The following is a 24,598-nucleotide window of genomic DNA, read 5'->3' on the forward strand; positions in this document are numbered from 1 at the left end:
GCCCTGGCTAAAGCTGGTGGCCGGTCCGGTCGCGCTTGGTCGAGAGATAATGCGCATTGTGCGGGTTCTCGCCATGTTTGTGCGGCACGCGCTCGGTGACGGTGATTCCCGCCGCTTCCAGCCCTGCCACCTTTTCCGGATTATTGGTGAGCAGGCGCACGCCGGACTGGCCGAGCAGTTCCAGCATCCGCGCCGCGACCCGGAAATCGCGTTCGTCGATCGCGAAGCCGAGCCGGGTATTGGCGTCGACCGTATCGAAGCCCTGATCCTGCAGCGCATAGGCGCGCAGCTTGTTGACGAGCCCGATGCCGCGCCCTTCCTGCCGCAGATAGAGAAGAATACCCCAGCCCTCCTCCGCCATCGCCGCGAGCGCGCCCTGGAGCTGCGGACCGCAATCGCATTTCAGCGAAGCGAGCACGTCGCCGGTCAGGCATTCGCTGTGCAGACGCACGAGCGGCGGCGTGCCGCTTGGCGAGCCGATCAGCAGCGCGATATGTTCGGCGGCATCGGCCTGGTGGCGAAAGGCGACGATCTCGGCCTTTTCGGCCGTGGCCACCGGCAGCTTCGCCCGCGCGGCGATCGTCAGTCCGGCGGGATCGTCATAGGCCTCGATATCGGCGGCGGTCACCGCGTCCGCAGCCTCGCCCGCAGTGACGAACACCGCCGGCAGCAGTCCGGCGAGCCGCGCGAGCTTGAGCGCGGCGGCCGATGCTTCCGGATACTGCACGGCGAGCGCGCGGAACGGGCCTTTCAACGGTTCTTTCAGGTCGAAGGCCGGATCGGCGATGGCGGTCGCGGCGGACAGATCGTGCCAGGCTTCGCGCCGCACGCGCACCGGCGCGCCGGGCCTTGCTGCTTCGAGCTGATTGGCGAGCTTGAGCGTTTCCGCGCGGCCCGCGCCGATCATGATGTCGGCGAGCGCCGAGCCATCGAACGCGGCGAGGCTCTCAGCGGTCGCCGTCTCGATCGCAAGCACCCGGATCGCCCCGGTTTCGTCGGCCAGCGCGGCCGGCCAGCCACGCCGCAGCGCGTCGATCGCGCGCGCGACCTTGCGGCTCTCGCCGGGAGGAGCAGATCCGTCAGACACGGAATTCGGTCACCAGCGGCACATGGTCGGAGGGCTTGAACCAGCCCCGGCAGGGTTCGTGGATACTGTGGGCAATCGCCTTTTCGGCGAGTTCGGGGCTGGCCCACATATGATCGAGCCGCCGGCCGCGGTCCGACGTTTCCCAGTCCTTCGCGCGGTAGCTCCACCAGCTGTAATAGCGTTCGGGCGGGGGAATGAAGCGGCGGCCGAGATCGACCCAGTCATGGGCTTTCCGGAGCGTATCGAGCGCCTCGACCTCGATCGGGGTGTGGCTGACGACTTTCAGCAATTGTTTGTGGCTCCAGACGTCGGATTCGAGCGGCGCGACATTGAAATCGCCCACCAGCAAGGTCGGCCGGTCAAGGCCTTTCGACCATTCGGTCATCCGCTCGAGGAAATCGAGCTTCTGGCCGAATTTGGGATTTTCGTCGCGATCGGGAATGTCGCCGCCTGCCGGCACATAGACATTTTCGAGGTGGAAGCCGCAATCGAGCTGGACGCCGACATGACGCGCCTCGCCATTGGCCTGCCAGTCGAGCCTGTCGTCCTCGCGGAACGGCACCTTGCTGACGATCGCCACGCCATGATGCATTTTCTGCCCGTGCAGCGCCTGATGTTCATAGCCCAGGGCCTTCAGCGCCTCGACGGGAAAGGTGTCGTCGACGGTCTTGGTTTCCTGCAGGCACAATATGTCCGGCGCTTCGTCTTTCAGGAACTGCTCGACGATGCCGATGCGGAAACGGACGGAATTGATGTTCCAGGTCGCGATCTTGAGGGTCTGGGCCATGAATGAGCGTCTAGCGGGCGCGGGCGGCAAGCGCCACAGCGTGTTTGATCGTCAGAATGTTGCTGACGCGGGGCTCGGCCGAACGGTCGAGTCTGAACATGGAATCAAAAGGCCCCTGCTCCGGGGGCATATATGGAGCAGGGGCCGAACCTAGCAATTCGTCACGCTAGGCGGGAGGCTGGGCGGTTTGCGGGTAACAGGGGAAATCCCGCAAGGCCTTTGGCGCCTCCACGAAACCGGTTTACCGCCGATTACCTGACGCCCGGATGAATGAATCGCGGCAATTTGACGGCGAGAGGAACCGGACCGGCCCCGAAACGCCCGTGCGCCGGGACGAACCGATGGGCGTCAGCGCCGCCGGTTGCGCGGCCGGGGGTCGCGATAGCGGAACGTGCTGTCGGCGATCGCCATGCCGAAGCGCTGATTGGCAAGATTGATCGTCGTCTGGTTGTTCTGCGAATCCAGCACCGTCCAGCCCTGCAGCATCAGCCCGCCCGGCGCGGAGGCCATGCGGCGGAAGGTGATGGTGATCGTGCCATATTCGGGATGTTCGGGATCGTGCGCGCGGATGCGGATCTCGCTGCCGGTCGCCGAGACGACGCGGGCGAAGCGCGAAATATCCCGTTCGGGGTTGAGCAGCACCGAAAGCGGCGAATCGCCGATCGGCCATCGCTGCACCTGGCGTACGTCATAATCGACGAAGGTCAGCGCGCGCCCGTCGGACACGACGAGCATGTTGACGCCGGGTTCGTACTGGAAGCGAATCTTGCCGGGGCGCTTCAGGGACATGCGGCCGCGCACGGCCTGTCCGCCGCGCCCGCTTTCGACGAAATCGGCTTCCATGGTATTCACGGCGCGCAGGTGGCGCTGGACCTGGGCGAGCGTGTCCTGCTGCGCCTCGGCGGGCGCGGGGGCAAGAAGCACGCTGCCGGCGATCGCGATCGGCGCGGCGGCAAGCATCAGGGTCGCAAGGGTGGGGGCGGCAAGGCGGTGCATATGTCTATCCGTCTTTCGTTCGTAAGGTTCGCGGCGGTTACTGCCGATCGCCCATTGAACGCAAACTGAACCTCATGGTTGCATCCGGTTCAGCTGGCGGGGCGCGTCAGGCCGGATTGCCCTCGAGATCGATCAGCACTTCGCGCCGGCCGACATGGTTGGCCTGGGACACCTTGCCCTCGGTCTCCATCCGCTCGATCAGGCGCGCCGCATTGTTGTAGCCGACCCGCAGCTGGCGCTGCAGATAGCTGGTCGAGGCCTTCTGGCTCTCGGCGACGATCTGGCAGGCCTTGCGATACAGCTGGTCTTCGGCCGAATCCTCGCCCGCCGGCTGGCCGTCGAACGTATAGCCGCCGTCCTCGGGCTCTTCGGTCACGGCCTGGATGTAATCGGGCTGGCCCTGTTCGCGCCAGTGATCGGCGACCCTGCGGACTTCCTCATCGGAAACGAAGGGGCAATGCACGCGGGCGATCTGCTTGCCGCCGGGCATGTAGAGCATGTCGCCCTTGCCGAGCAATTGTTCGGCGCCCTGTTCGCCCAGGATCGTCCGGCTGTCGATCTTGGAGGTCACCTGATAGCTGATCCGCGTCGGCAGGTTCGCCTTGATCACGCCGGTGATGACGTCGACCGAGGGGCGCTGGGTGGCCATGATCAGGTGGATGCCGGCGGCGCGGGCCTTCTGCGCCAGCCGCTGGATCAGGAATTCGACCTCCTTGCCCGCCGTCATCATCAGGTCGGCAAGCTCGTCGACCACCACCACGATCTGCGGCAGCGGCTCGAATTCCAGCTCTTCTTCCTCGTAGATCGGCTGGCCGCTATCGGCGTCATAACCGGTCTGCACGCGGCGGCCGAGCGGCTTGCCCTTGGCCTTGGCCTGGCGGACCTTGTCGTTGAAGCCCTGCAGAGAGCGCACCGAAAGCGAGGCCATCATCCGGTAGCGATCCTCCATCTGCTCGACCGCCCATTTGAGCGCGCGAATGGCTTTCGCGGGTTCGGTGACGACCGGCGAGAGCAGATGCGGGATATCGTCGTAGATCGAGAGTTCCAGCATCTTCGGATCGATCATGATCAGCCGGCATTCCTCCGGCGTCATCCGGTAGAGCAGCGAGAGGATCATGCAGTTGAGACCGACCGACTTGCCCGAACCGGTGGTGCCCGCGACGAGCAGATGCGGCATCGGCGCGAGATCGGCGATTACCGGGTCGCCGGCGATATTCTTGCCGAGGATGATCGGCAGCTTCGCGGTATTGTCCTCATAGGCGGCGCTGCCGATCATTTCGCTGAGCACGACCATTTCGCGCTTGGCGTTGGGCAGCTCGATGCCGATCACGCTGCGGCCGGGGATCACGGCGACGCGCGCCGAAATCGCGCTCATGTTGCGGGCGATATCGTCGGCGAGCTGGATGACGCGGCTGGCCTTGATGCCGCTTTCCGGTTCGAGTTCGTACATCGTCACGACGGGGCCGGGGCGGACCTCGACGATTTCGCCTTTTACCTTGAAATCGTCGAGCACGGATTCGAGCAGCCGGGCGTTCCGCTCGAGCGCTGCCTTGTCGAGCGCCACGCCGCGCTGTTCGGCGGGCGGCGTGAGCAGTTCGATGCCCGGCAGGTCATAGGCGAGGTTGAGCGAACGCTGGCGCGGCTTCTGTCCCGCCGCCGCCGGACGCTGCGAGCGCGGATCGCTGATGATCGGCGCGCGCGCTTCGGTTTCGGGCGGCGCGACCTTCTTGCGCGGTTGCGGTTTCTGGGGATCGGCGAGCTTCGCCTTGGGGGCTTCGGTGATCTTCACCGGCTTGCGGCCATCGCCCCGGCGGAACAGGAAGGCGCGCTCGCTCTCGTCGAGAGCCAGGCCGCGATACCAGAGATAGGCGCCGCCGGTGAAGGCGAGCGCGGCCAGCGCCCAGCCGGCATAGCGGGCGATGTCGGCATTGCCGAACAGGCCGGTGAGCCCGCCGAGCAGCGCGCCGCCCGCATAGCCGAGCACGCCGCCAAAGCCGAGCGGCAGGCCGCGAACGCCGGGCCCTGAAATCAGGGTGAAGGCCGATCCGATCAGCATGATCGCGACGCCGATGACCAGCGCGGAGCGCGCCCAGTTGCCGAGCGGGGCATCGCGCCAGAGCCGCAGCGCGACGAGCGCCATGAGCGGCAGCAACAGCCCGGCCAGCGGGCCGAAGAAGAGCAGCAGGAATTCCGAACCATAGGCGCCGACGCTGCCCAGCCAGTTCTGGGCGGGGCCCGGCGCGGAGGTGTTGAAGGCCGGGTCGCTGGGCCGATAGCTGACCAGCGCGAGCCCGATCAGGAGGGTCAGCAGCATCAGGCCGAGCGAAACCAGCAGCGCCGTCGACCGCTGGGCCGCTCGCCGCATTGCGTCTCGCCAGGCCGGCATTTGTGCCGCCAGACCGCTACTCGCCATCTGCGCCTCCCCGTTTGTGCGCCAAATGTTCCACTTTCGCCCGTAATGCGCTGCCCGCGGACTCGGCGTCAAGCTTTGGGCGCTGTTCGGGCGGCTTTTCGTGCGTTAAAGCGAGTCCCCATGGCGACGAACGGTATCAAAAGCAGCGATGTGATCATTTTGGGCGGCGGGCTGGTCGGCCAGACCCTGGCGCTGGCGCTCGACGCGCATGGTCTTTCCTGCGCGGTGGTGGACCGGATGCCGGCCGAAGCGCTGCTCGATACGAGCTATGATGGCCGGGTTTCCGCGGTGGCGAGCGCGAGCTGGAAGATGCTCCAGGCGATCGGGCTCGGCGAGGCGCTGGAGGGCAAGGGCTGCCCGATATCGACGATCCGGGTCAGCGAAGGGATGGAGCCCGGCGCGCTCGATTTCGAACCGGCGGAGGACGAAGGCCCGCTCGGCATCATGTTCGAAAACCGGCTGTTGCGCGCGACCCTGTTCGAAGCCGCGCAAAAGGCCGAGCATGTGGCGCTCTATATGGGGCGGAGCGCCGCGGATGTGGAACGCGGCGCCGGCGGGGTCACGGTCACTTTGGACGACGGCACGCTATTGTCCGCGCCGCTGCTGGTCGGCGCCGAAGGACGCAACTCTTCGACGCGGGAGGCGGCGGGGCTCAAAATTGCGCGCTGGCGCTATCCCCATCATGCGATCGTCGCCTGTCTCAACCATGAAAAGCCGCACGGCAATATCGCCTATGAGATTTTCTACGCCGAAGGGCCGTTTGCCATCCTGCCGATGCTCGGCGATACAAACGGCCACCGTTCGGCGCTGGTCTGGAGCGTACCCGAAAAGGACGGTCCGGCGACCCTGGCGATGAACGAGCGCGCTTTTCTGGCCGAAGTGCACAAGCGGATGGACGGCTTTCTGGGCGAAGTTTCGCTCGCCGCGCCGCGCTCGGCCTATCCGCTGGGTTTCCATAATGCCGCCAAGATCACCGCCGACCGGCTGGCGCTGGTCGGCGACAGCGCCCACGGCATGCACCCGATCGCCGGGCAAGGGCTCAATGTCGGCTTTCGCGACGTCGCGGCGCTGACGCAGGTGCTGGTCGAGGGCGCGCGGCTCGGCATGGATCTCGGCGATGCGCAGCTGATGGAGCGGTACGAACGCTGGCGCGGGCTCGACACCCTGATGGTGGCGATGGCGACCGACGGGCTCACCCGGCTGTTCGGCGTGCCCGGGAAAACGGCCTCGCGCATCCGCCGCTTCGGCCTCGGCGCGGTCGGCCGGATCCCGCCGCTCAAGCGCAAATTCGTCGACGAGGCGCGCGGATCGAGCGGAAAACTGCCGCTGCTGTTGCAGGGCGTCACCGTCTAGCGAAAAAAGCCGCCGCCCCGGGGGAGGGACGGCGGCTGAGGAGAGCCCTGGAGACGGGCTTTGGGCTATTCGGCCGAAGCGAGGGCGCTCGGCTGGGGCAGGGCAACGCTTTGCACGGTCAGCGCGACACATTCGCGGGCCTGGTTGCGGCCGCGAAGATCGAAGCTGTAGCCGGTGCCGCACACCTCCTGCGCCGCGGCGCGCACGCGGCGCTGCAATATGCTGCGATCGGCCGGATCGTTGAGGTTGAGGTCGTCAAAGCTCACCGCTGCCGAGGCGGGGTCTGCCGATACGGGCTCGGCGAGCGCGGGCGAAGGGGAGAGGGCCCCGAGGAGCATGGCTCCGGGGATCAGGATGGTAATCAGGGCTTTCATGGCTTGGTCCTTTTGTCCTTGGGGAGGAAAAGCGTCGACGCGAATTATGGAATAGCATAAGTTTCAAAACGCAACTAACAACGATGTTGCACATGCGTTCTGCAAAAATGCAGAATGGCGGTCCCCAACCGGATACCGAGATAGGCCGATATGCTTGACTGGAACGATCTTCGTTATTTCCTCGCGGTTGCCGAAACCGGCAGCACGCGCGGCGCCGGGCAGATGCTGCGGGTCAGCCAGACAACCGCCGCGCGGCGGATCGCGGCGCTGGAGGAAGAGCTGGGCCTGGCGCTCTTCGAAAAACGGCAAACCGGCTATGTGCTGACCCCGGTCGGCGAGGCGCTGATCGCGCGGGCGCGCGGCGTTGGCGAGGCCGCCGCAGATTTTGCGGACCTTGCGGCGTCGCAATCGCGCGAAGTCAGCGGTACCGTCCGCTTCACGACCGGCGATATCTATGCGGTGACGGTGCTGGTGCCGATACTCGGCCGTTTACGCGATGCCTTTCCCGGCATCACGATCGAGGTCGATACGTCGGGGGAGGTGCTCGACCTCGCTGCCGGCGCCGCCGATATCGCGCTGCGCACCAGCAAGGGCCCGCCCGAAGGCGCGGGGCTTGTCGGCCGGCGGATCGCCGACGATCCCTGGACCGTCTATTGCAGCCGATCCTATGCCGAGGCCCATGGCGCGCCCCATAGCCGCGCCGAGCTTTTGGCGCACAGCTTCGTCGGCGGCGGCGGCACCCGGGTGTGGCCCGCCTATCGCGACTGGTTGCAGCACAATAATCTCGAGGGCCGGGTCTCGATGCATCACAGTTCGGCGACCGGCATGCTTTCGGCGGTGCGCGCCGGGCTCGGCCTTGCCGTGCTGCCGATGTTCATCGCCGAAGGCGATCCCGAGCTGGTCCGTTGCCTGCCGCCGCGTTCGGACAAGGATCACGGCCTGTGGCTGCTCACCCATGAGCGGCTGCGCCATACCCCGCGGGTCCGCGCGGTGATCGATTTTCTCGCGGCGGAACTCAAGCGCGCGGCGCTGTCAATCGAGGCGGGTCAATCCGAAGCCGCCGCCAGCTGACGCGCCTCTTCGGCGATCATAACGGGCACGCCGCCTCGCACCGGATAGGCGAGCCCTGCCGCGTCCGAGACGAGCTCTCGCGTTGCCGGGTCATAGCGCAGCCGGGTGCGGGTGAGCGGGCAAACCAGGATTTCCAGCAGCGCCTGATCGAAGCCGGGTTCCGTCCCGCGCTCGCTCATGGCCTCAGCTTCACTGCAATGTCGCGCGGTCGTCGCCGCCCGTGGCCTGGTGCATACGGAAAAATTCCATGAACTGGATCAGCATTTCGGACCGTTCTTCCATGCTTGCCGCTTCGAGCAGCGCCTGTTTCGAGGCGATGTCGAACGGCGCGACCTGGGTGATCATGTTGACCAGCGCCTCGTCGTCCAGCTCCTGCACCGCGTCCCAGTCCACTGCATAGCCGAGCGCGGTCGCGAATTTACGGGATTCGTCGAACAATCCCCCGCGCATGGCGATCGACAGCGGATCGGGTTCGATATCGTCGCCAAAGCCCTCGATGCTGCCTTCGATCTGACGAAAGGGGGTCGTCACATCGAGTTCGCGGATCACCCGGAAACGCGAAACGCCTTCGAGGATGACGTTGAACCGTCCATCGTCCAGCGCCTCGACCTCGGCGACCTTGCCGACGCAGCCGACTTCGAAGAGCGGCGGATTCTCGTTGTCATCCTCTTCGGGTTCGCGCGGCTGGATCATGGCGATCCGCCGGTCCCGGGCCATCGCGTCCTTGACGAGCGCGCGGTAGCGCATCTCGAAGATATGGAGCGGCAGCTGCGCACGGGGCAGCAGGATCGCCCCGGCCAGCGGGAAGATCGAAAGCCGGACGCGGGTTTCGCCCATCAGCCGAAAAGGATCGCGGAAAGCCGGCGTCGCTGCTGGGCGACCCAGGGATCTTCAAGCCCGGTAACCTCGAACAGCTGGAGCAGCTTTTGCCGCGCCGCGCCCTCGTTCCAGTCGCGGTCGGCCTCAATGATATGGAACAGATGGTCGGCCGCCGCGTCGCGATCGCCATTGGCGATCAGCGCGCCGGCGAGCGCGAGCCGAGCCTCATGATCGCCGGGATCGGCGTCGACCTTGGCCTGAAGCGGCCCGGTATCTTCCTTGGCCGCCGCGTCACCGGCGAGGTCGAGCGCGGATTGCGCGCGCTGGATTTCGGGATCGGTGGCAACTTCTTCGGGAATCTGCGCCAGCATCTCCCTCGCGTCCTCGGTCTTGCCCATCGCCACGAGCGCACGGACGAACCCCGAAATCGCCTTGGTTTCGGTCGGCGCCATTTCCATGATCTGGCCGAAAATGTTGAGCGCGCGTTCGGCATCGCCCTCGGCCAGCACATTTTCGCCCATCTCGATCAGCGGCTCGATCTCGGCCTGTTTCTGCTGCGCCTCGCCTTCGATCGGAATCTGCGTCAGGATCTGGTCGAGCGCCTGTTTCAGCGCGGTTTCGGTGCGCGCCGGTCCGAGATCGGCGACCGGCTTGCCCTGGTACATCGCATAGACGGTCGGGATCGACTGGATCTGGAACTGCGCGGCGATGAACTTGTCTTCCTCGACATTCACCTTTTTCAGCACCACGCCCTTGTCGGCATAGTCGGCGGCGACCTTTTCGAGGATCGGCGTCAGCTGCTTGCACGGCCCGCACCATTCCGCCCAGAAATCGAGGATCACGAGCTGCGTCATCGAGGGTTCGACAACGTCCTTGCGGAATTTTTCGACTTCCGCCTTCTGGTCTTCGGTCATGCCCAATTGCGTAGCCACGGGGTATCGACTCCTGCTGGATGATTTTGCCCTATATGGGCGAGCGGATGGCAGAACCCAAGGGGTGGCTAGGAGATCGCCCGCGCGGCGGAGGCCGCGTCGAGGATCTGCCGCAATTGCACGGCGCCATAATCGGGGTTCATATGGGTATGGTCGCGGGCTTCGTGCGGCACGTCCAGATCGCCGATCATCCGGACGGAGCCGGCCGAATAGATGTCCCGGGTCATGCCGTTTTCCGTACGCGTTTCCGGGTCTTGCGCCAGGATTTCCACGCCGAAGGGGTCGAGCAACGCGGCGATAGCGGCAAATGCCTCGCGATAGGCGGTTTCGATCGCGTTCCCGTCGAGCGCGCGATAGGCGGCCCGTTTCGCAAAGCGCTCCGAAGGCATGGCCTGGGGCAGCACGAAGATCGGCCTGTCGGTCGCGCCGCGGAGCGTTTCCGCGATCGAAACCGCTGCGGCGTGCTGCAGATAATCGCGCATCGCCGCCCGCATGGCCGCCGCGCTGACCAGCCTTCGTCCTTCGCCCGCGCCATGGACCGCGAAGGTCAGGGCCGTGGCGAGCGCGGTTTGAAACCGCAAGCCCAGGCCGATCAGGACGAAGCCGTCGAACTGCCGCGTGTCGAGACGGTCGGCGCCGTCCAGCTGGCTGTTGAACTGCCCGGCCACCACCCTGTCGCGCGGGTGCAGGCAGCCGGCGCGCGCCTCGATCATCGTCAAAGTGTCGCGCACGCCGGCGATGAAGGTGAGATCGACCGGCCGGTCGGGACTGGCGATGTCGAGCCAGTGGCGCTTCAGCGCCGCCAGATGCGAATCGCCGAACAGGCAAAGGCGCAGCCGCTTCTTGCGGAACAGGCTCATCATCGCGGGCGGATCATCGCGGGGCGAAGGCGTCGAGCAGGATTTCCTCGCAGACCGCATCGTCTTCGTCGTCGGCCGGATCGAGCGCATCCGTCCGTCCGGTCGCGTCTTCGCCTTCGGCGGGCCCGGATCCAGGGTGTTCGGCGAAAAACAGGCGCATCACGGCGGCGACGCCGCCGGGGTTCACCGCGCGCAGATTGGGTTCGTAGAACATGCCGCGCGCGAAGGGCGAGGCGACCATCTCGTAGGACGGGAAATAGTCGACATTGTCGAAACGCTGCTCGAGCGTACCCGCGACCGCGCGCAGCACGGATTTCGAATAGGTCGTCGCCGCGAGCACATGCGCGTCGGAGGCCGTCGCGGTGAGCGGCACCGGCGATACGGTGAGCAGGAACTTGATGTCGGGATTATGCGCTTCGATCAGCTGTTTGAAGGCCAGGAACTCGTCGAGCACTTCGCCTGCCTCGGCGTTGCGAAAATGATGATGATCGGCATTGTAGCGGCCGGCGATCGTGCCCGGGGCGGTCGGATAGGCCAGGCCGAAGCGCGTATCTTCCCAATATTCGGTCAGCCCGAAGGTGAACACGAACAGCCGCGCCTCGCGAAACGCCTCGCGCACCGCGTCGAGATGCTGGGCGCGATGCGCGAAAAGCTCCTCCGCGCTTTCCAGTCCCTCGGGCTCGACGCCGGGCCGCATCGCATCGAAATACCGGCCCTCGCGCTGCCAGATCAACGCTTCGGGATCGTCGATCGCCAGTTCGCCAAAGGCTTCGCGCGCGATCTGCAGCAGCTGGCGGGTCGTATAGATGTTGCCGTAGCGCGCCGAAAATAGGCCATAGCCGAAGCGCGCCGCGGTATCGGGTGTCATCGCGCCGGGCGGTGGTTCCTTGTCGATCACGGTAAAGCCGCGAGCCCGCATGAAACGCGCAATATGCTGGGCGAAACAGCTCCCCGCCGTGACGACCGGCATGTCGGGCGCGATATCGAATTTCTTGCGGTAGAGGTTCCGGATCGTCAGCGGGTGCTGGGCGGCGACGCCGGTTCGCCAGAATGCGCGCTCCTCGAGATTTTCATAGGGCGAATCCATGGGCATGATCCTTACCCGGCGGATCCGGCGGCTGTCATCCTTAAAGGCTTGCCCCCTTCCCGATCCCGTGCTAGCTGCGCCGCCTCTTCACAGGGTGGCAAGCATTGGCCGCTACCGACGAAGGGCGCTTAAGCGGGCGTAGCTCAGGGGTAGAGCACAACCTTGCCAAGGTTGGGGTCGGGCGTTCGAATCGCCTCGCCCGCTCCATTTTCTTCTCGAGATTTTCTTCCAGAAGCACGGCGAAGGCCGCGGCGCGCGGTCAGCAGCGCTCGTCCTTCGGCGATTCCATGACGATATAGGAAATCATCGTCGCGACCTGCGGGATCGCGCCGATCACCTCTGTGTGGAAATGCTTATAGGCGGCGAGATCGGCGGTCTCGACGCGCAGAAGATATTCCACCGTTCCGGTGACATTATGGCATTCGCGCACTTCGGGCGCATTGGCGATGGCGCGCTCGAACGCCTCCTGTTCGGCCTTGGTGTGACGGGAAAGGCCGACGGTGAGATAGGCGATAAAGTTCACGCCGCGCGCTTCCGGGCTGACGATGGCGCGGTAGCCGCGAATGGCGCCCGATTGTTCGAGCGCCTGGACGCGGCGCAGGCAGGCCGAGGGCGAGAGCGCCACCTTGGCCGCGAGCTCGACATTGCTGATTCGCCCGTCCTTTTCGAGCGCGTGCAATATATTGCGGTCAATACGGTCGAAATCGGTCATCTATTGTCGATTATGCGCGTAATTACGCAAAAAATGCAACCATTCATCTGTGTAATGCAACTATTATGCACCCATGACCTTGCTCGATACGCTTCTGGGCCTCACCGCCTTTGCTTTCGTCTCGTCGATCACGCCGGGGCCGAACAATCTGATGCTGATGGCATCGGGGATGAATTTCGGCTTCCGGCGCACCATCCCCCATATGCTGGGCGTGTCGGGCGGTTTCGTGCTGATGGTCTGCCTTGTCGGACTCGGCCTTGCCGGGCTGTTCGAAGCCTATCCGGCGGCGCGCACGGTGCTGCAGGTCGCGAGCATCGGCTATCTGCTCTATCTCGCATACCGCATCGCGACGGCGGAAGGATCGGCCGACGCGCCCGAAGCGGCCGGCGAGGATGCGAAGCCCTTCACCTTCCTCCAAGCCGCGCTCTTTCAATGGGTGAATCCCAAGGCCTGGACGATGGCGCTGACGGCGATCACCGTCTACGCCTCGCCCGCCGATCCGATCGTCGGGCTGGCGCTGATTGCCCTGGTCTTCGGGGCGGTCAACCTGCCCTCGGTCGGCCTCTGGGCAGCGGCCGGAACGCGATTGCGGCTGTTGCTGCGCAATTCCGCGCGGCGGCGGATCTTCAACGTGGCGATCGCCGCGCTGCTCGTCGGATCGCTCTATCCGGTGGTGTTTCCCTCGGTCTGAACCGTGCCGCAAACACACCCTGTCCATTCGCGCTTGCTTCCCTATGAAGGGCGCGAGGAGGCGGATGCTATGGGACATCGGGATATTCTTGCGGCCTGCGGGCTGGCCGAAGGCGCGCTTTCGGGCGGCGACCTTGCCGTGACGACCCCGGTCGACGGCAGCGTGATCGCGCAACTTTCCACCGACGATGCGGCCGCGCTCGCCGCGAAGATCGAGCGCGCGAGGGCGGCGTTTCGCGCCTGGCGCGATGTACCTGCGCCGCGGCGGGGCGAGCTTGTCCGGCTGCTCGGCGAGGAATTGCGCGCGGAGAAGGACAATCTCGGCGCGCTGGTGACGCTCGAATGCGGGAAGATCCTGCCCGAAGGGCTGGGCGAAGTGCAGGAGATGATCGACATCTGCGATTTCGCGGTCGGGCTCTCCCGCCAGCTCCATGGCCTCACCATCGTGTCCGAACGGCCCGGCCATGCGATGCGCGAAACCTGGCTGCCGATGGGCGTCTGCGGGATCATCAGCGCGTTCAACTTCCCGGTCGCGGTCTGGAGCTGGAATGCGGCGCTGGCATTGGTTTGCGGCGATCCCGTCATCTGGAAGCCGTCGGAAAAGACGCCGTTGACGGCGCTCGCGGTGCAGAAGATCTGCGAGCGCGCGCTGGCGCGCTTCGGCGATGACGCGCCCGAGGGACTGATCCAGCTTGCCCTTGGCGGGCGCGATATCGGGGAGGCGCTGGCCGCGAGCCCGGACGTCGCGATTGTCTCGGCAACGGGATCGGTGCCGATGGGTCGGGCGGTCGCCGAAAGCGTGGCGAAGCGGCTGGGGCGCTCGATCCTCGAACTCGGCGGCAACAATGCGATGATCGTCGCGCCTTCGGCGGACCTCGATCTTGCCCTGCGCGCGATCACTTTCTCGGCGGTCGGCACCTGCGGCCAGCGCTGCACGAGCCTGCGCCGGCTGATCGTGCACGAGGAGGTTTACTCCGCCCTGCTGCCCAAGCTGAAGGCGGTGTATGACGGGCTCGCCATCGGCGATCCGCTGGCCGGCGGCACGCTGGTCGGCCCGCTGATCGACGGAGATGCGCTGGCGGCCATGGCGGCGGCGCTGGAAGAGGCCGAGGCGCAGGGCGGCACCGTGCATGGCGGCGGGCGGGCGCTCGAAGACGAATATCCCGATGCCGCCTATGTCCGCCCGGCGATCGTCGAGATGCCCGGGCAGAGCGATATCGTGCGTAGCGAGACCTTCGCGCCGATCCTCTACGCGCTCAGATATCGCGATCTGGATGAGGCGATCGCGCTCCAGAACGGCGTGCCGCAGGGGCTCTCCTCCTGCATCTTTTCGACCGATGTCCGCGAGACCGAGGCGTTTCTCGCCGCTTCGGGCTCGGATTGCGGCATCGCCAACGTCAATATCGGCCCCTCGGGTGCGGAGATTGGCGGGGCGTTCGGCGGCGAAAAGGAAACCGGGGGCGGGCGCGAAAGCGGCTCGGACGCCTGGAAAGCCTATATGCGCCGCCAGACCGCGACCGTGAACTGGTCGCGCGACCTGCCGCTGGCGCAAGGGATCACGTTCGACGTTTGAGGTGTGTTTGTCAGAATTTCCCTAGCGGGAAATCGCCGTACCGGCCCGCACCCCCACCCGGCCTCCCACGAGTGTATCCTGATGGGAGGCCGGGTGGGGGTGCGGGCCGGTGCGGCGCTCGACCGCAAGGTCGAGTCTGACAAAAATCACCCCGCCGCGAAGAACATCAGATGCACGAGCCGCCCGGTTTCCGGCGAACTGCCGAAACCCGGCCCGGCATTGTGGAACTGCCAGGGCTTGAACAGGATCAGCCGGTTGAAGCGCATCGGGACGCGCGTCGTCCGCTCCCATCTGGCGGCGTTGGTCGTGTCCCGGTTGACGACATCCTCGATCAGCGCGTTGGCGTCGGCATAGCCGGTCGCGGCGATCCTGGCGGGATCGCCGGGCACCGCGTCGAGCCCGGTGCGGCGATGGCGGAAGAAATCGGTGCCCCCCCGGCAATGCTCGTCGAGGCTCAGATAGAGGATCCCCGAATAGAAGCAGGGATCGACATGGACGCCGCTCTTTCCCTTGTCGGCCTTCAGGGTCAGCCGGCAATGATTGTGGGTGGTATCGGGCGCCGGGGCGACGGGGCGGCCGACGATCTTCGAAACGCTCGCTTCGAGCCCCTGGATCGGCAGCGGGTTCGTCGAAAGCAGGCCGGGATAGTTTCCGCGCTTGAACTTCGGATCGTAATCAAGCGCCAGCGCCCGGCGCCGCGCGGCGTGCGGATCGGCAAGGAAATCGTCGAGAACGATCAGCGAAGGGAGCATGGCGGCGGTTCCCGGTGCGCGGTCATCCGCGCGGGGTGTTGCAATCGCCCGCTCCTGTCAACTTGGCGATCCTGCGGGCCGGGCGTTCGGCGCGGAGTTTCATTTGCCAGCCCGCATCGCATCCGGCATCATTCGCCGACTCGATCCGGGAGGATGCCATGAACCGACTTTCGCTATTCCCTATCGCCCTTGCCCTGCCGCTCGGCCTTGCCGCCTGCACCAGCGCGCCCGAAGCCGGCGATTTCGCGGCGGCCTGCAACGCGACCGGCAATCTCAACGAAGAGCTGTGCGACTGCCTCGACGCGCAGGCGCAGAATCTTTCGCCCGAAACCCATGAATTCGTGATCGCGACGATCGCCGAGGACGAGGACCGCGCCCGCGAACTGGCGCTCGGCCTCGATAGCGCCCAGCAGCTTGAGGCCGGGCAGTATCTGTCGATCGCCATCCAGCAGTGCATCATCGAGCTGCCCGAGACGAGCTAGCCGGAAGACCGCCGCGACATGACCGAACCGAGAAGCTGGCTGTTCGTGCCGGCCGACAGCGAAAAGAAGATCGCCAAGGCGCTGGCCGGCGATGCCGATGCGATCATCCTCGATCTGGAAGATTCGGTGGCCGAGGCGAACAAGCCTGCGGCGCGCGACCTGGTCGTCGAAACGCTGCGCGATGCCGCGCCGTCCGCGCAGCAACGCTGGGTGCGGGTAAACCCGCTGGGCGGGGGCGGCGCGGAGGCCGATCTCGCGGTGGTGATCGCCGCGCGGCCCGACGGCATCGTCCTGCCCAAGAGCGAGAATGGCGAGGATGTGCGCACGCTGGCGCGGCTTCTGGAGATTCACGAGGGCGTCGAACGGGTCGATCCGGGTATCCGCATCGCGGCGATCGTTACCGAGACGCCGAAAAGCCTGTTCGGGCTCGATCGATATGCCGGGGCGAGCCCGCGTCTCGCCGCGATGACCTGGGGCGCGGAAGACCTGTCGGCGGCACTAGGCGCGTCGAGCAAGTTCGATGCCTCGGGAGAGCTCAGCTTTACCTACAAGCTCGCCCGGTCGCTGTGCCTCGCCGGTGCGGTGATGGCGGGCGTCCAGCCCGTCGATAGTCTCTACGCCGATTTCCGCGACGAAGACGGGCTCAAGGCGGACTGCGAGGCGGGGCGCCGCGAGGGCTTTACCGGCAAGCTCGCCATCCATCCCGCGCAAGTGCCGGTCATCAACGCGGCCTTTACGCCCAGCGATGCGGAAGTGGCGCATGCGCGCGAGATTGTCGCGCTGTTCGCCGCCCATCCCGATGCCGGGACGATCGGCCTCGATGGCAAGATGCTGGATCGCCCGCACCTGGTGCAGGCGCAGCGCGTGCTGGCGCGGGCGGAAAAAGGCTAGGCGCTAGTCGCGGCTCTCGCCATGCGCTTCCTCGGCGGCGGTTTCGGCCGGAGCGCTTGACCGGCTTGCGGCAGACGCCCGTTCGCGCTGCCGTTCGGCAATGCGCGGTTCCATCAGCGCGATCGTCTCGATCCGGTCCAGCGCGTTGCGCGCCGCGATATAGCGCCGGGCATCGGTGATCCACTGATCGGCGGCTTCGCGCCCCGGCAGGCGCAGCACCTCGGCGAGCGCGGTATCGACCTGACCGACCGCCAGCTTGTCGCGCGCCCGCTGGAAACGCTGGCGCGGTGCGGGCGACGGCGTGCCTTCCTGGCGCAATATGAAAAGCTCGGACATTTCGCGCCGGGCGGCATCCCACCAGCTTTCGTCCTCGCCGATGCCGATCAGCGCGGGCTCGAGTTCGTTGAGGCGCGATTGCAGGCCGTCGAGCGTCACCGGTTGCTGCGAAGCGGCGATCACCCGGGCAACGGCCTCGGGCGCGGACCGGCCGAAGCGTTCGCGCAGCAGGCCTTCGATATAGCCGAGCGCGACCCCGCGATCGAGCGCGCGGCGCGCGGCAAAGGCGACCAGCAGTCCTTCGGCGCGGTCGGCATTGCCCGCGGCGGCGCCGGCGCGGGTGCCGATCCGGTCGATCCGCTGTTCGAGTTCGGCGACGCGGCGCGACAGGGTCACCCGTTCGGCTTCGATCTCCGCGGTGCCGGGCGCTTCGCCGACCGGGGCGCCGGGGGTTCCCGGTTCGGCAGCGTTGAGCTGGCGTTCGAGCGCGGCGACCGCATCCTGGCTTACTTCGGACGGCGCCGCTTCTTCCTCGACGGCCAGCACGCCCATCGTGCCGCCATAATTGACGAGAAACCAGCCCATCGCGATCAGCCCGCCGAGAAAGGCGACGCCGGCGATCACCAGCACGCGGACGAGCGAGCGTTGCGGGGTTTCTTCGCGTTCGATGGGTTCATAGTCGCGCGGCATGGGACGAGGGTACTTTCTGGGCTACCTTCTGGCGGTTTTCGCCGCCGCTTTACCCGATCGCTTTGGCCGCGCCTAGAGCGAGGATGCAAGCCTCGCGGCGGCGGCGAGCATGGCGTCATCGCGGGGTCGCTCGGCGGAAACCGCCCGTTTCCAGCCCGATCCGGCTTCGGCGAGCGCGGCCTTGCTGATCGCGGCGAGCGATATTCCGCGCCGCGCGATACCCAGCCGGTCGCAGTGGGCGGCAAAGAGACGCGCGGCGCGCGGCGAATGGAGCAGGGCGATGACACTCTCGCCGATCGCGTCTCGCAGCGCCCCCGGCTCGGCCGGCTCGGCGGCGTAGACGGGCAAATGGAGGATTTCGAGCCCGCTTTCGTCGAAGGGCCGGGTTTCCGCGCCGCAGGGATGAAAGATTCGCTTTCGCCCGTCCCGCCGCAGCATCTCCGCAATCGCCTCCGCCCCGCCCGATCCGGTGACGATGGTCTCGAACCCCGCTTCGCGCGCGGCGGCGGCGGTCCGCTCGCCGACCGCATAGAGCGGCAGGTCGCGGAAAGCCGCGAGCCCGCCAAGCCGCGCGGCATGGGCTGACGTCATGACGGCAGCATCGAAACCCGCCGGGTCCGGCGCGTCCCAGTCGAGGGGCAAGACGTTGAAAAGCGGGACCTTGTCGACGGCCCATCCGGCGGCTTGCGCGCGCGCGGCGGTTTCCGAGGCGCCGGGTTCCGGCCGCAGGATCAGCAGGCGTGACGTCACGCCATGCTCACCAGGCGAACAGGGCGCGCAGGGCGGGGCTCGCGCCCTCGTAAAGTGTAACCGCCAGATCCTGCGCGATTTTTTCCGGATCGTCGCCGGCCTGCGCGCTGGCGGCGCGCGCCACCGCGTCACTGCCGTCGGGCGTCAGGATCTGGGCCCTTACTGTCATGACGCCATCGGCGATTTCCGCGAGCGCGGCGACCGGCGAATGGCAATCGGCGCCGAGCGCGAACAGGAAGGCGCGCTCCGCGGCGACGCAAAGGGCGCTGGCCTGGTCGTCGAGCGCGCCGAGCAAGGCCCGGATTTCGGCCCTTTCGGCCAGCGTCTCGATGCCGATCGCGCCTTGCTGCGCCGCCGGCAGCAAGGTTTCGGTCGCGATCGCGGCGCCGATTTCGCCATGGCCGAGCCGGTCGAGCCCGGCCGCTGCCAGCAAGGTCGCATCGACCGCGCCCGTTTCGACCGCGGCGAGGCGGGTGGCGACATTGCCCCGCAAGGTCTTGATCCGGCAGTCGGGCCGCAGCGCCAGCATCTGCGCGGCGCGGCGCGGCGAGGACGTGCCGATCCGCGCGCCTTCGGACAGATCTTCGACGCCCTGCGCGCCGATCAGCCGATCGCGGACATCGGCGCGGGGCAGGATCGCGGCGATCGCGATTTCGGCGGGCCGGATCGTCTCGACATCCTTCATCGAATGCACGGCGAAATCGATGTCTCCGGCGGCGAGCGCCCGATCGAGCTCCTTGGTCCAGAGCGCCTTACCGCCGATTTCGGCGAGCGGCCGGTCCTGCACCTTGTCCCCGGTCGTTTTCACCGGAACGATCAGGATATCGGCGGGATCGAGCCCGTGCGCCGCGATCAGCGCGGCCTTGGTCAGCTCCGCCTGCGCCAGGGCAAGCGGCGATCCACGGGTGCCGAGGCGCAGGGGCAGGGCTGGCGGCGGGTTCATCGGGCTTGTGCTAGCCGGTGGCGCGGTGGCAGGGAAGGGGGATGGCGATCATCCTCGGCCTCGAATCGAGCTGCGACGAAACCGCGGCCGCGCTGGTGACTTCCGAGCGCGAAATCCTCGCCCATTGTCTGGCGGGGCAGGAAGAGGCGCATCGCCGGTTCGGCGGCGTCGTGCCCGAAATCGCGGCGCGCGCGCATGTTGACGTCATGACCCCGCTCGTCGCGCAAGCGCTTGAAGAAGCGGGGCTTTCGCTCGACCAGGTGGACGCGGTCGCGGCGACGGCGGGCCCCGGGTTGATCGGCGGCGTGATGGTCGGGCTGATGACGGGCAAGGCGCTGGCGCTCGCGGGCGGCAAGCCGCTGGTCGCGGTCAACCATCTCGAAGGCCATGCGCTCTCGCCGCGGCTTGCCGATCCCGGCCTCGCCTTTCCCTATCTGCTGCTGCTGGTTTCGGGCGGCCATTGCCAGCTGCTGCTGGTCGAGGGCGTCGGCCAGTATCGGCGATTGGCGACGACGATCGACGATGCGCTCGGCGAAGCTTTCGACAAGACGGCCAAGGCGTTGGGCTTCGGCTATCCCGGCGGGCCGGCGGTCGAAGCGGCGGCGAAGCGGGGCGATCCGGGCGCGGTGCCGCTGCCCCGGCCGCTGCTGGGTTCGGCCGAGCCGCATTTCTCCTTTGCGGGCCTCAAGTCCGCCGTGCTGCGCGCCCGCGACAGCGGCGACCATGCGGCGGACGATATCGCGGCCGGTTTCCAGGCAGCGGCGATCGACTGCCTGATAGACCGGACACGCAAAGCGCTGGAAATCGCGGGGGATGTCGCCGCGCTCGTGGTCGCCGGCGGGGTCGCATCCAATGCTTCGGTGCGCGCAAGCCTGCAGGCGCTGGCGGCGGAGGAAAAAATTCCCTTTGTCGCGCCGCCGCCCTGGCTGTGCACCGACAATGCGGCGATGATCGCCTGGGCGGGCGCCGAGCGCTTTGCCGCGGGCCTTGTCGATCCGCTCGATTTTCCGGCCCGCGCGCGCTGGCCGCTCGATCCGGATGCCGCTAAGGCTCGCGGGGCAGGAGTGAAGGCATGACGATGGAAAAGATCGGCGTGATCGGCGGCGGCGCCTGGGGCACGGCGCTCGCGCAAACCGCGGCTTCGGAGGGCGAGCCGGTGTTGATCTGGGCGCGCGAGGGCGAGGTCGTCCGCGCGATCAACGATCATTGCGAAAACCCGCTCTTCCTCCCCAATGTCCCGCTGTCGCGCAAGATCCGGGCGACGAGCCAGCTCGACGATCTCGCCGATTGCGACGCGATTCTCGTCGTCGCCCCGGCCCAGCATATGCGCGAAACGCTGGGTTCGGCCTCGATCGGCTTCGCGCCGCTGATCCTCTGCGCCAAGGGCATCGAGGCGGGCAGCAAGAAATTGATGAGCGAGGTCGCGGCCGAGGTCTATCCGGGCGCGCCGATCGCCGTGCTTTCCGGGCCGACCTTCGCGCACGAGGTCGCCAAGGGGCTGCCGGCGGCCGTTACCCTGGCCTGCGAGGATGCCGAACTCGGCGCGTCGATCGCCCAGCGGCTCGCCCGTCCCAATTTCCGGCCCTATCTCTCCAGCGACGTGGTCGGCGCCGAAATCGGCGGCGCGGTCAAGAATGTCCTCGCCATCGCCTGCGGCGTCGTCGAGGGGCGCGGTCTGGGCCAGAATGCGCGCGCCGCGCTGATTTCGCGCGGCTTTGCCGAAATGACGCGCTTCGGCCTGGCACGCGGCGCGCAGGCCGAAACCCTGGCCGGGCTTTCCGGGCTCGGCGATCTCGTGCTGACCTGTTCCTCGGTCAATTCGCGCAATTTTTCGCTGGGCAAGGGGCTCGGCGAAGGAAAGTCGGCCGAAGACCTGCTCGCCGACCGGGCGACGGTGGCCGAAGGCGCGTTCACCGCGCCGGTGCTGCGCGAGGCGGCGGTCGATGCCGGCGTCGAAATGCCGATCACCGAAGCGGTGTGCGCGCTCATCGACGGCCATGTCTCGGTCGACTTCGCGGTGGAGGCGCTAATGGCGCGGCCGCTCAAGAGCGAGGTGCGCTGAGGAGGGCGCTATGGCCGCAAGCGACGATGCCGAACAGCAGCTCGCGGCGTTCCTCGCCAAATATTCGCCGGAGATAGCGGAGCAGGGGCGCGCGGCGGTCGATCGGCTGGCGGTGCGCCTGCCCTGGGCCGACCGGCTGGTCTATGACAATTACAACGCGCTGGCGGTGGGCTTCGGCCCCGGCGAACGGCCGTCCGACGCCATCTTCTCGATTGCCCTGTTCCCGAAATGGGTGACGCTGTTCTTTCTGAAGGGCGCGGCTCTGCCCGATCCGGATGGCCTTCTCGAAGGCAAGGGATCGACGGTGCGTTCGATCCGGCTGATCGACGGCGCGCCGGATCTTGAACGACCGGATGTGCAGGCGATGATCGACCTTGCGCTCGCCAGCGAAGGTCAGCCCGCGGATCCGGTGCGCAAGGGGCGGCTTGTCATCAAGTCGATTTCGGCGAAACAGCGGCCGAGAAAACCCGCCTAGAACGCAGGTTTCCGGGCGTTTCGCGGGCATGACGCCACCGATGATGTCAGAAATCCCAGCAGATTCCCTTATGCTCCCAGTCGCCGTACCGGGTCGGCTCGAGCATCTCCTTGCCGCTATGCTCATGCGCATATTCTATCGGTTTCGGCTCGGGAACCGGCGGGTTTTCCGAAAGATGCGCGGGCGGTTTCACCCAGTCGGGCCGTTTGCCTGCCATTCCTCGCGCTCCTCGATTGCCAAAAGCGGCTTCGCACCCCATTTTGTCACGAGGAGGCGAAGACGCAAGATGAATCAGTTCAAGACCCTCATGATGCTGGCGGTTATGACGGCGCTCTTCATGGGCGTCGGGCTGCTGCTCGGCGGCCGCACGGGGATGATCCTGGCCTTTGTCGTGGCGGCGGGCATGAACCTTTTCACCTATTGGAACGCCGACAAGATCGTCCTGCGCATGCACAGCGCGCGCGAGGTCGACGCGCGCACGGCGCCGGAATTCTACGCGATCGTTCAAAGGCTTGCCCAGCAGGCCGGGCTGCCCATGCCCAAGGTCTATATCGTCGATTCCCCGCATCCCAACGCCTTTGCCACGGGCCGCAACCCCCAAAATGCCGCCGTCGCCGCGACCAGCGGGCTGCTGCAGATCCTGACCCCCGACGAGGTCGCCGGGGTGATGGCGCACGAGCTTGCCCATGTCCGCAATCGCGACACCCTGATCATGACGATGACGGCGACGATCGCCGGCGCGATCTCGATGCTGGCAAGCTATGGCTATTTCTTCCGCGGCAATGACAGGAGCGCCGGGATTGCGGGGCTCGCCGCGGTGTTCCTCGCGCCCTTTGCCGCGATGATCGTCCAGATGGCGATCAGCCGCACCCGCGAATTCGGTGCGGACCGGGGCGGCGCGGAGATTTCCGGCAATCCGCGCGCGCTGGCGACCGCGCTCGACAAGCTCGCCAATGGCGCGGCGCGGATCCACAATCCCGTCGTCGACCGCAACCCGGCGACCGCGCAGCTCTATATCGTGCCCGCGCTGTTCGGCCGCGCGCGCAGCCTGTTCTCGACCCACCCGCCGACGGGGGACCGGATCGCCGAGCTCGAAAAGATGGCGGCGGTCATCGATGTCGGCGGGCCGGGCGGCAGTGTTGGCTCCTCCGCGCGGCGCGGCGGCAGCGCGCTCGATCCGCTCGGGCCCGGCCGCTGACCGAAAACCGCCAAAAACCGGCCCAAAATCCCGAAGGCCTGGAAAGCCGGCAGGCCGCGCTGCGCCTGCTCGATGCGGTGCTGCGCCAAGGCAAGGCGCTGGACGCCGCGGCGCCGCGCGCGGTGCGCGCCCTCAAGCGCGAGGACGACAAAAGGCTGGCGACGGCAATTGCCGGCGAAGTGTTGCGCCGCCTGCCCGATTATGACGCGCTGATCGACAGCGCGACCCGGCAGAATCTGCCCCATGACGCCAAGGTGCGCACGGTGTTGCGGATGGCGCTGGCGCAGACGCTGGCGCTGGGAACCCCGCCGCATGCGGCGATTTCCACCGCCTTGCCGCTGCTCGCCGGCGGTCCGCGGCGGCTGGCACATGGCGTGTTCGGCACGCTGTCGCGCAACGGCGCGGTTTTGCCGGACATTCCGACCCTGCCCGATGCGGTGGCGAAGCGCTGGCGGAGAAACTGGGGCGAGCCGGTTGTCGCGGCGGCGGCCGCCGCCATCGCCGCTCCGCCGCCGCTCGATCTGACGCTCAAGGCGTCCGCCGAAACGGCGGCCTGGGCGAAAAAGCTCGGCGGCAAGAGCCTGCTTCCCGGCCATGTCCGCTGCGAACGCGCCTCGGTCACCGGCCTGCCGGGCTATGAGGACGGCGCCTGGTGGGTGCAGGATATCGCGGCGTCGATCCCGGCGCGGCTGATGGGTTCCGGAGAAGGCCGCCGGGCGCTCGATCTGTGCGCGGCGCCGGGCGGCAAGACGTTGCAGCTGGCCGCGCAGGGCTGGCAGGTGACGGCCGTCGACCGCGCCGAAAGTCGTCTGGCGCGACTTTCCGACAATCTCGCGCGAACCGGGCTTTCGGCGGAAGCGGTTGTCGGCGATGCGCTCGATTGGGCGCCGGATGCGCCGTTCGACGCGATCCTGCTCGACGCGCCCTGTTCCGCGACCGGCATTTTCCGGCGCCATCCCGATGTCCTCTATCGCGCGCATCCGCCTATCATCGCCGAATGCGCGGAGATCCAGGCCGCGATGCTGGGCCGCGCCGCCGGCTGGATCAAGCCGGGCGGCATCCTCGTCTATGCCGTTTGCTCGCTCGAACCCGAGGAAGGCGAGGCGGTTGCCGCCGCTTTCCTCGAAACCCATCCCGGTTTTGCCGTGGAGCCTCCGCAAAGCGCCGACCTGCCGGACGGAATCGCGCCCGCCGCCGCCGGCTTCGTGCGCGTGCTGCCCGGCGCGATCGCCGATCCGGGCGGCGCGGACGGCTTCTTCATTGCCCGATTTCGGCACAGTTGATCGCGCCTGAGCGGTTTATCCCCAAATTCTCGCGGCTTGCCG

The 24,598-nt window shown here is 67.0% G+C and carries 27 protein-coding genes and 1 tRNA gene; 12 read left to right on the forward strand and 16 right to left on the reverse strand.

Annotated features, from left to right (window positions below):
* Positions 1-7: 7 nt before the first annotated feature.
* The 4 genes from ribA to H6P80_RS01610 all read right to left on the reverse strand — a co-directional run bounded on the left by ribA (position 8) and on the right by H6P80_RS01610 (position 5,283).
* Positions 8-1,087, reverse strand: a complete 1,080-nt coding sequence (ribA, locus tag H6P80_RS01595) for a GTP cyclohydrolase II (RefSeq protein WP_185799597.1) — start codon at positions 1,085-1,087, stop codon at positions 8-10.
* A complete protein-coding gene (locus tag H6P80_RS01600; RefSeq protein ID WP_185799598.1) occupies positions 1,080-1,874 on the reverse strand; it encodes an exodeoxyribonuclease III in 795 nt (264 codons plus the stop codon). The genes ribA and H6P80_RS01600 overlap by 8 nt, the downstream gene beginning before the upstream one ends.
* Before the next feature lie 348 nt (positions 1,875-2,222).
* Positions 2,223-2,870 carry a LolA family protein gene (locus tag H6P80_RS01605; RefSeq protein WP_185799599.1) on the reverse strand — a complete coding sequence of 216 codons (648 nt, stop codon included), beginning with the start codon at positions 2,868-2,870 and terminating at the stop codon, positions 2,223-2,225.
* Positions 2,871-2,976: 106 nt separating this feature from the next.
* Positions 2,977-5,283: an FtsK/SpoIIIE family DNA translocase gene (locus H6P80_RS01610; protein ID WP_185799600.1), complete on the reverse strand. Its 2,307-nt coding sequence runs from the start codon at positions 5,281-5,283 to the stop codon at positions 2,977-2,979.
* Between the two features lie 120 nt (positions 5,284-5,403).
* Between H6P80_RS01610 and H6P80_RS01615 the strand changes: the two genes are divergently transcribed.
* Complete coding sequence (locus tag H6P80_RS01615) at positions 5,404-6,636, forward strand: UbiH/UbiF/VisC/COQ6 family ubiquinone biosynthesis hydroxylase (protein ID WP_185799601.1); 1,233 nt, start codon at positions 5,404-5,406, stop codon at positions 6,634-6,636.
* Between the two features lie 65 nt (positions 6,637-6,701).
* On the opposite strand, the gene H6P80_RS01620 is transcribed toward H6P80_RS01615, so the two are convergent.
* Positions 6,702-7,010, reverse strand: coding sequence for a UrcA family protein (locus H6P80_RS01620; RefSeq protein ID WP_185799602.1), 309 nt, complete (start codon positions 7,008-7,010; stop codon positions 6,702-6,704).
* A gap of 150 nt (positions 7,011-7,160) precedes the next feature.
* Here H6P80_RS01620 and H6P80_RS01625 point away from each other — a divergent pair, with 150 nt between their 5' ends.
* Complete coding sequence (locus H6P80_RS01625; RefSeq protein WP_185799603.1) at positions 7,161-8,081, forward strand: LysR family transcriptional regulator; 921 nt, start codon at positions 7,161-7,163, stop codon at positions 8,079-8,081.
* Here the strand turns inward: H6P80_RS01625 and H6P80_RS01630 are convergent.
* From H6P80_RS01630 to H6P80_RS01650, 5 genes are all read right to left on the reverse strand, one after another.
* On the reverse strand, positions 8,057-8,260 hold the full coding sequence (locus H6P80_RS01630) for a Trm112 family protein (protein WP_185799604.1): 204 nt from the start codon (positions 8,258-8,260) through the stop codon (positions 8,057-8,059). The two genes, H6P80_RS01625 and H6P80_RS01630, sit on opposite strands and share 25 nt — an antisense overlap.
* A 10-nt stretch (positions 8,261-8,270) precedes the next feature.
* A complete protein-coding gene (locus tag H6P80_RS01635) occupies positions 8,271-8,918 on the reverse strand; it encodes an LON peptidase substrate-binding domain-containing protein (protein ID WP_185799605.1) in 648 nt (215 codons plus the stop codon).
* A complete protein-coding gene (locus tag H6P80_RS01640; RefSeq protein ID WP_185800934.1) occupies positions 8,918-9,814 on the reverse strand; it encodes a tetratricopeptide repeat protein in 897 nt (298 codons plus the stop codon). Before H6P80_RS01640 ends, H6P80_RS01635 begins: the two co-directional genes overlap by 1 nt.
* A gap of 86 nt (positions 9,815-9,900) precedes the next feature.
* Positions 9,901-10,695, reverse strand: a complete 795-nt coding sequence (locus H6P80_RS01645; RefSeq protein WP_185799606.1) for a hypothetical protein — start codon at positions 10,693-10,695, stop codon at positions 9,901-9,903.
* Between the two features lie 10 nt (positions 10,696-10,705).
* Positions 10,706-11,779 (reverse strand): GSCFA domain-containing protein, encoded by a 1,074-nt coding sequence (locus H6P80_RS01650; protein ID WP_185799607.1) that lies wholly within the window; start codon positions 11,777-11,779, stop codon positions 10,706-10,708.
* 132 nt (positions 11,780-11,911) lie between these two features.
* On the opposite strand from H6P80_RS01650, the gene H6P80_RS01655 reads away from it, so the two are divergent.
* Positions 11,912-11,986 (forward strand) — tRNA-Gly (locus H6P80_RS01655).
* A 52-nt stretch (positions 11,987-12,038) separates the two neighbouring features.
* Here H6P80_RS01655 and H6P80_RS01660 read toward each other — a convergent pair.
* Positions 12,039-12,491: an Lrp/AsnC family transcriptional regulator gene (locus H6P80_RS01660; protein ID WP_185799608.1), complete on the reverse strand. Its 453-nt coding sequence runs from the start codon at positions 12,489-12,491 to the stop codon at positions 12,039-12,041.
* Between the two features lie 73 nt (positions 12,492-12,564).
* On the opposite strand from H6P80_RS01660, the gene H6P80_RS01665 reads away from it, so the two are divergent.
* Both H6P80_RS01665 and amaB read left to right on the forward strand, forming a co-directional pair.
* Positions 12,565-13,182: a LysE family translocator gene (locus H6P80_RS01665; protein WP_185799609.1), complete on the forward strand. Its 618-nt coding sequence runs from the start codon at positions 12,565-12,567 to the stop codon at positions 13,180-13,182.
* A gap of 69 nt (positions 13,183-13,251) precedes the next feature.
* On the forward strand, positions 13,252-14,754 hold the full coding sequence (gene amaB, locus H6P80_RS01670; RefSeq protein ID WP_185799610.1) for an L-piperidine-6-carboxylate dehydrogenase: 1,503 nt from the start codon (positions 13,252-13,254) through the stop codon (positions 14,752-14,754).
* Between the two features lie 146 nt (positions 14,755-14,900).
* Here the strand turns inward: amaB and H6P80_RS01675 are convergent, their stop codons facing one another.
* Complete coding sequence (locus H6P80_RS01675; RefSeq protein WP_185799611.1) at positions 14,901-15,506, reverse strand: DUF6445 family protein; 606 nt, start codon at positions 15,504-15,506, stop codon at positions 14,901-14,903.
* A gap of 158 nt (positions 15,507-15,664) precedes the next feature.
* Here H6P80_RS01675 and H6P80_RS01680 point away from each other — a divergent pair, with 158 nt between their 5' ends.
* Complete coding sequence (locus tag H6P80_RS01680; protein ID WP_185799612.1) at positions 15,665-15,988, forward strand: hypothetical protein; 324 nt, start codon at positions 15,665-15,667, stop codon at positions 15,986-15,988.
* A gap of 18 nt (positions 15,989-16,006) precedes the next feature.
* Positions 16,007-16,879, forward strand: a complete 873-nt coding sequence (locus tag H6P80_RS01685; protein WP_185799613.1) for an HpcH/HpaI aldolase/citrate lyase family protein — start codon at positions 16,007-16,009, stop codon at positions 16,877-16,879.
* 3 nt (positions 16,880-16,882) lie between these two features.
* Here the strand turns inward: H6P80_RS01685 and H6P80_RS01690 are convergent, their stop codons facing one another.
* From H6P80_RS01690 to hemC, 3 genes are all read right to left on the reverse strand, one after another.
* On the reverse strand, positions 16,883-17,845 hold the full coding sequence (locus H6P80_RS01690; protein ID WP_185799614.1) for a hypothetical protein: 963 nt from the start codon (positions 17,843-17,845) through the stop codon (positions 16,883-16,885).
* A 72-nt stretch (positions 17,846-17,917) separates the two neighbouring features.
* Complete coding sequence (locus H6P80_RS01695; protein ID WP_185799615.1) at positions 17,918-18,595, reverse strand: uroporphyrinogen-III synthase; 678 nt, start codon at positions 18,593-18,595, stop codon at positions 17,918-17,920.
* Positions 18,596-18,602: 7 nt separating this feature from the next.
* Complete coding sequence (hemC, locus tag H6P80_RS01700) at positions 18,603-19,538, reverse strand: hydroxymethylbilane synthase (RefSeq protein ID WP_185799616.1); 936 nt, start codon at positions 19,536-19,538, stop codon at positions 18,603-18,605.
* A 41-nt stretch (positions 19,539-19,579) separates the two neighbouring features.
* Between hemC and tsaD the strand changes: the two genes are divergently transcribed.
* Genes tsaD through H6P80_RS01715 form a run of 3 tightly spaced genes read left to right on the forward strand, consistent with a single transcriptional unit; the run spans position 19,580 to position 22,075 of the window.
* Positions 19,580-20,614 (forward strand): tRNA (adenosine(37)-N6)-threonylcarbamoyltransferase complex transferase subunit TsaD, encoded by a 1,035-nt coding sequence (gene tsaD, locus H6P80_RS01705; RefSeq protein ID WP_185799617.1) that lies wholly within the window; start codon positions 19,580-19,582, stop codon positions 20,612-20,614.
* Positions 20,611-21,600, forward strand: a complete 990-nt coding sequence (locus tag H6P80_RS01710) for an NAD(P)H-dependent glycerol-3-phosphate dehydrogenase (RefSeq protein WP_185799618.1) — start codon at positions 20,611-20,613, stop codon at positions 21,598-21,600. Before tsaD ends, H6P80_RS01710 begins: the two co-directional genes overlap by 4 nt.
* A 10-nt stretch (positions 21,601-21,610) precedes the next feature.
* Positions 21,611-22,075: a hypothetical protein gene (locus tag H6P80_RS01715; protein ID WP_185799619.1), complete on the forward strand. Its 465-nt coding sequence runs from the start codon at positions 21,611-21,613 to the stop codon at positions 22,073-22,075.
* Between the two features lie 46 nt (positions 22,076-22,121).
* Here H6P80_RS01715 and H6P80_RS01720 read toward each other — a convergent pair whose 3' ends face one another.
* Positions 22,122-22,292: a DUF1674 domain-containing protein gene (locus tag H6P80_RS01720; RefSeq protein ID WP_185799620.1), complete on the reverse strand. Its 171-nt coding sequence runs from the start codon at positions 22,290-22,292 to the stop codon at positions 22,122-22,124.
* 69 nt (positions 22,293-22,361) lie between these two features.
* Here H6P80_RS01720 and htpX point away from each other — a divergent pair, with 69 nt between their 5' ends.
* Together htpX and H6P80_RS01730 are read left to right on the forward strand one after the other, a co-directional pair.
* Positions 22,362-23,273 (forward strand): zinc metalloprotease HtpX, encoded by a 912-nt coding sequence (gene htpX, locus H6P80_RS01725; RefSeq protein ID WP_185799621.1) that lies wholly within the window; start codon positions 22,362-22,364, stop codon positions 23,271-23,273.
* Positions 23,270-24,556: an RsmB/NOP family class I SAM-dependent RNA methyltransferase gene (locus H6P80_RS01730; protein WP_407947227.1), complete on the forward strand. Its 1,287-nt coding sequence runs from the start codon at positions 23,270-23,272 to the stop codon at positions 24,554-24,556. The genes htpX and H6P80_RS01730 overlap by 4 nt, the downstream gene beginning before the upstream one ends.
* Positions 24,557-24,598: the final 42 nt, after the last annotated feature.

Source organism: Parasphingopyxis marina (assembly GCF_014237875.1).
Taxonomy (GTDB): domain Bacteria; phylum Pseudomonadota; class Alphaproteobacteria; order Sphingomonadales; family Sphingomonadaceae; genus Parasphingopyxis; species Parasphingopyxis marina.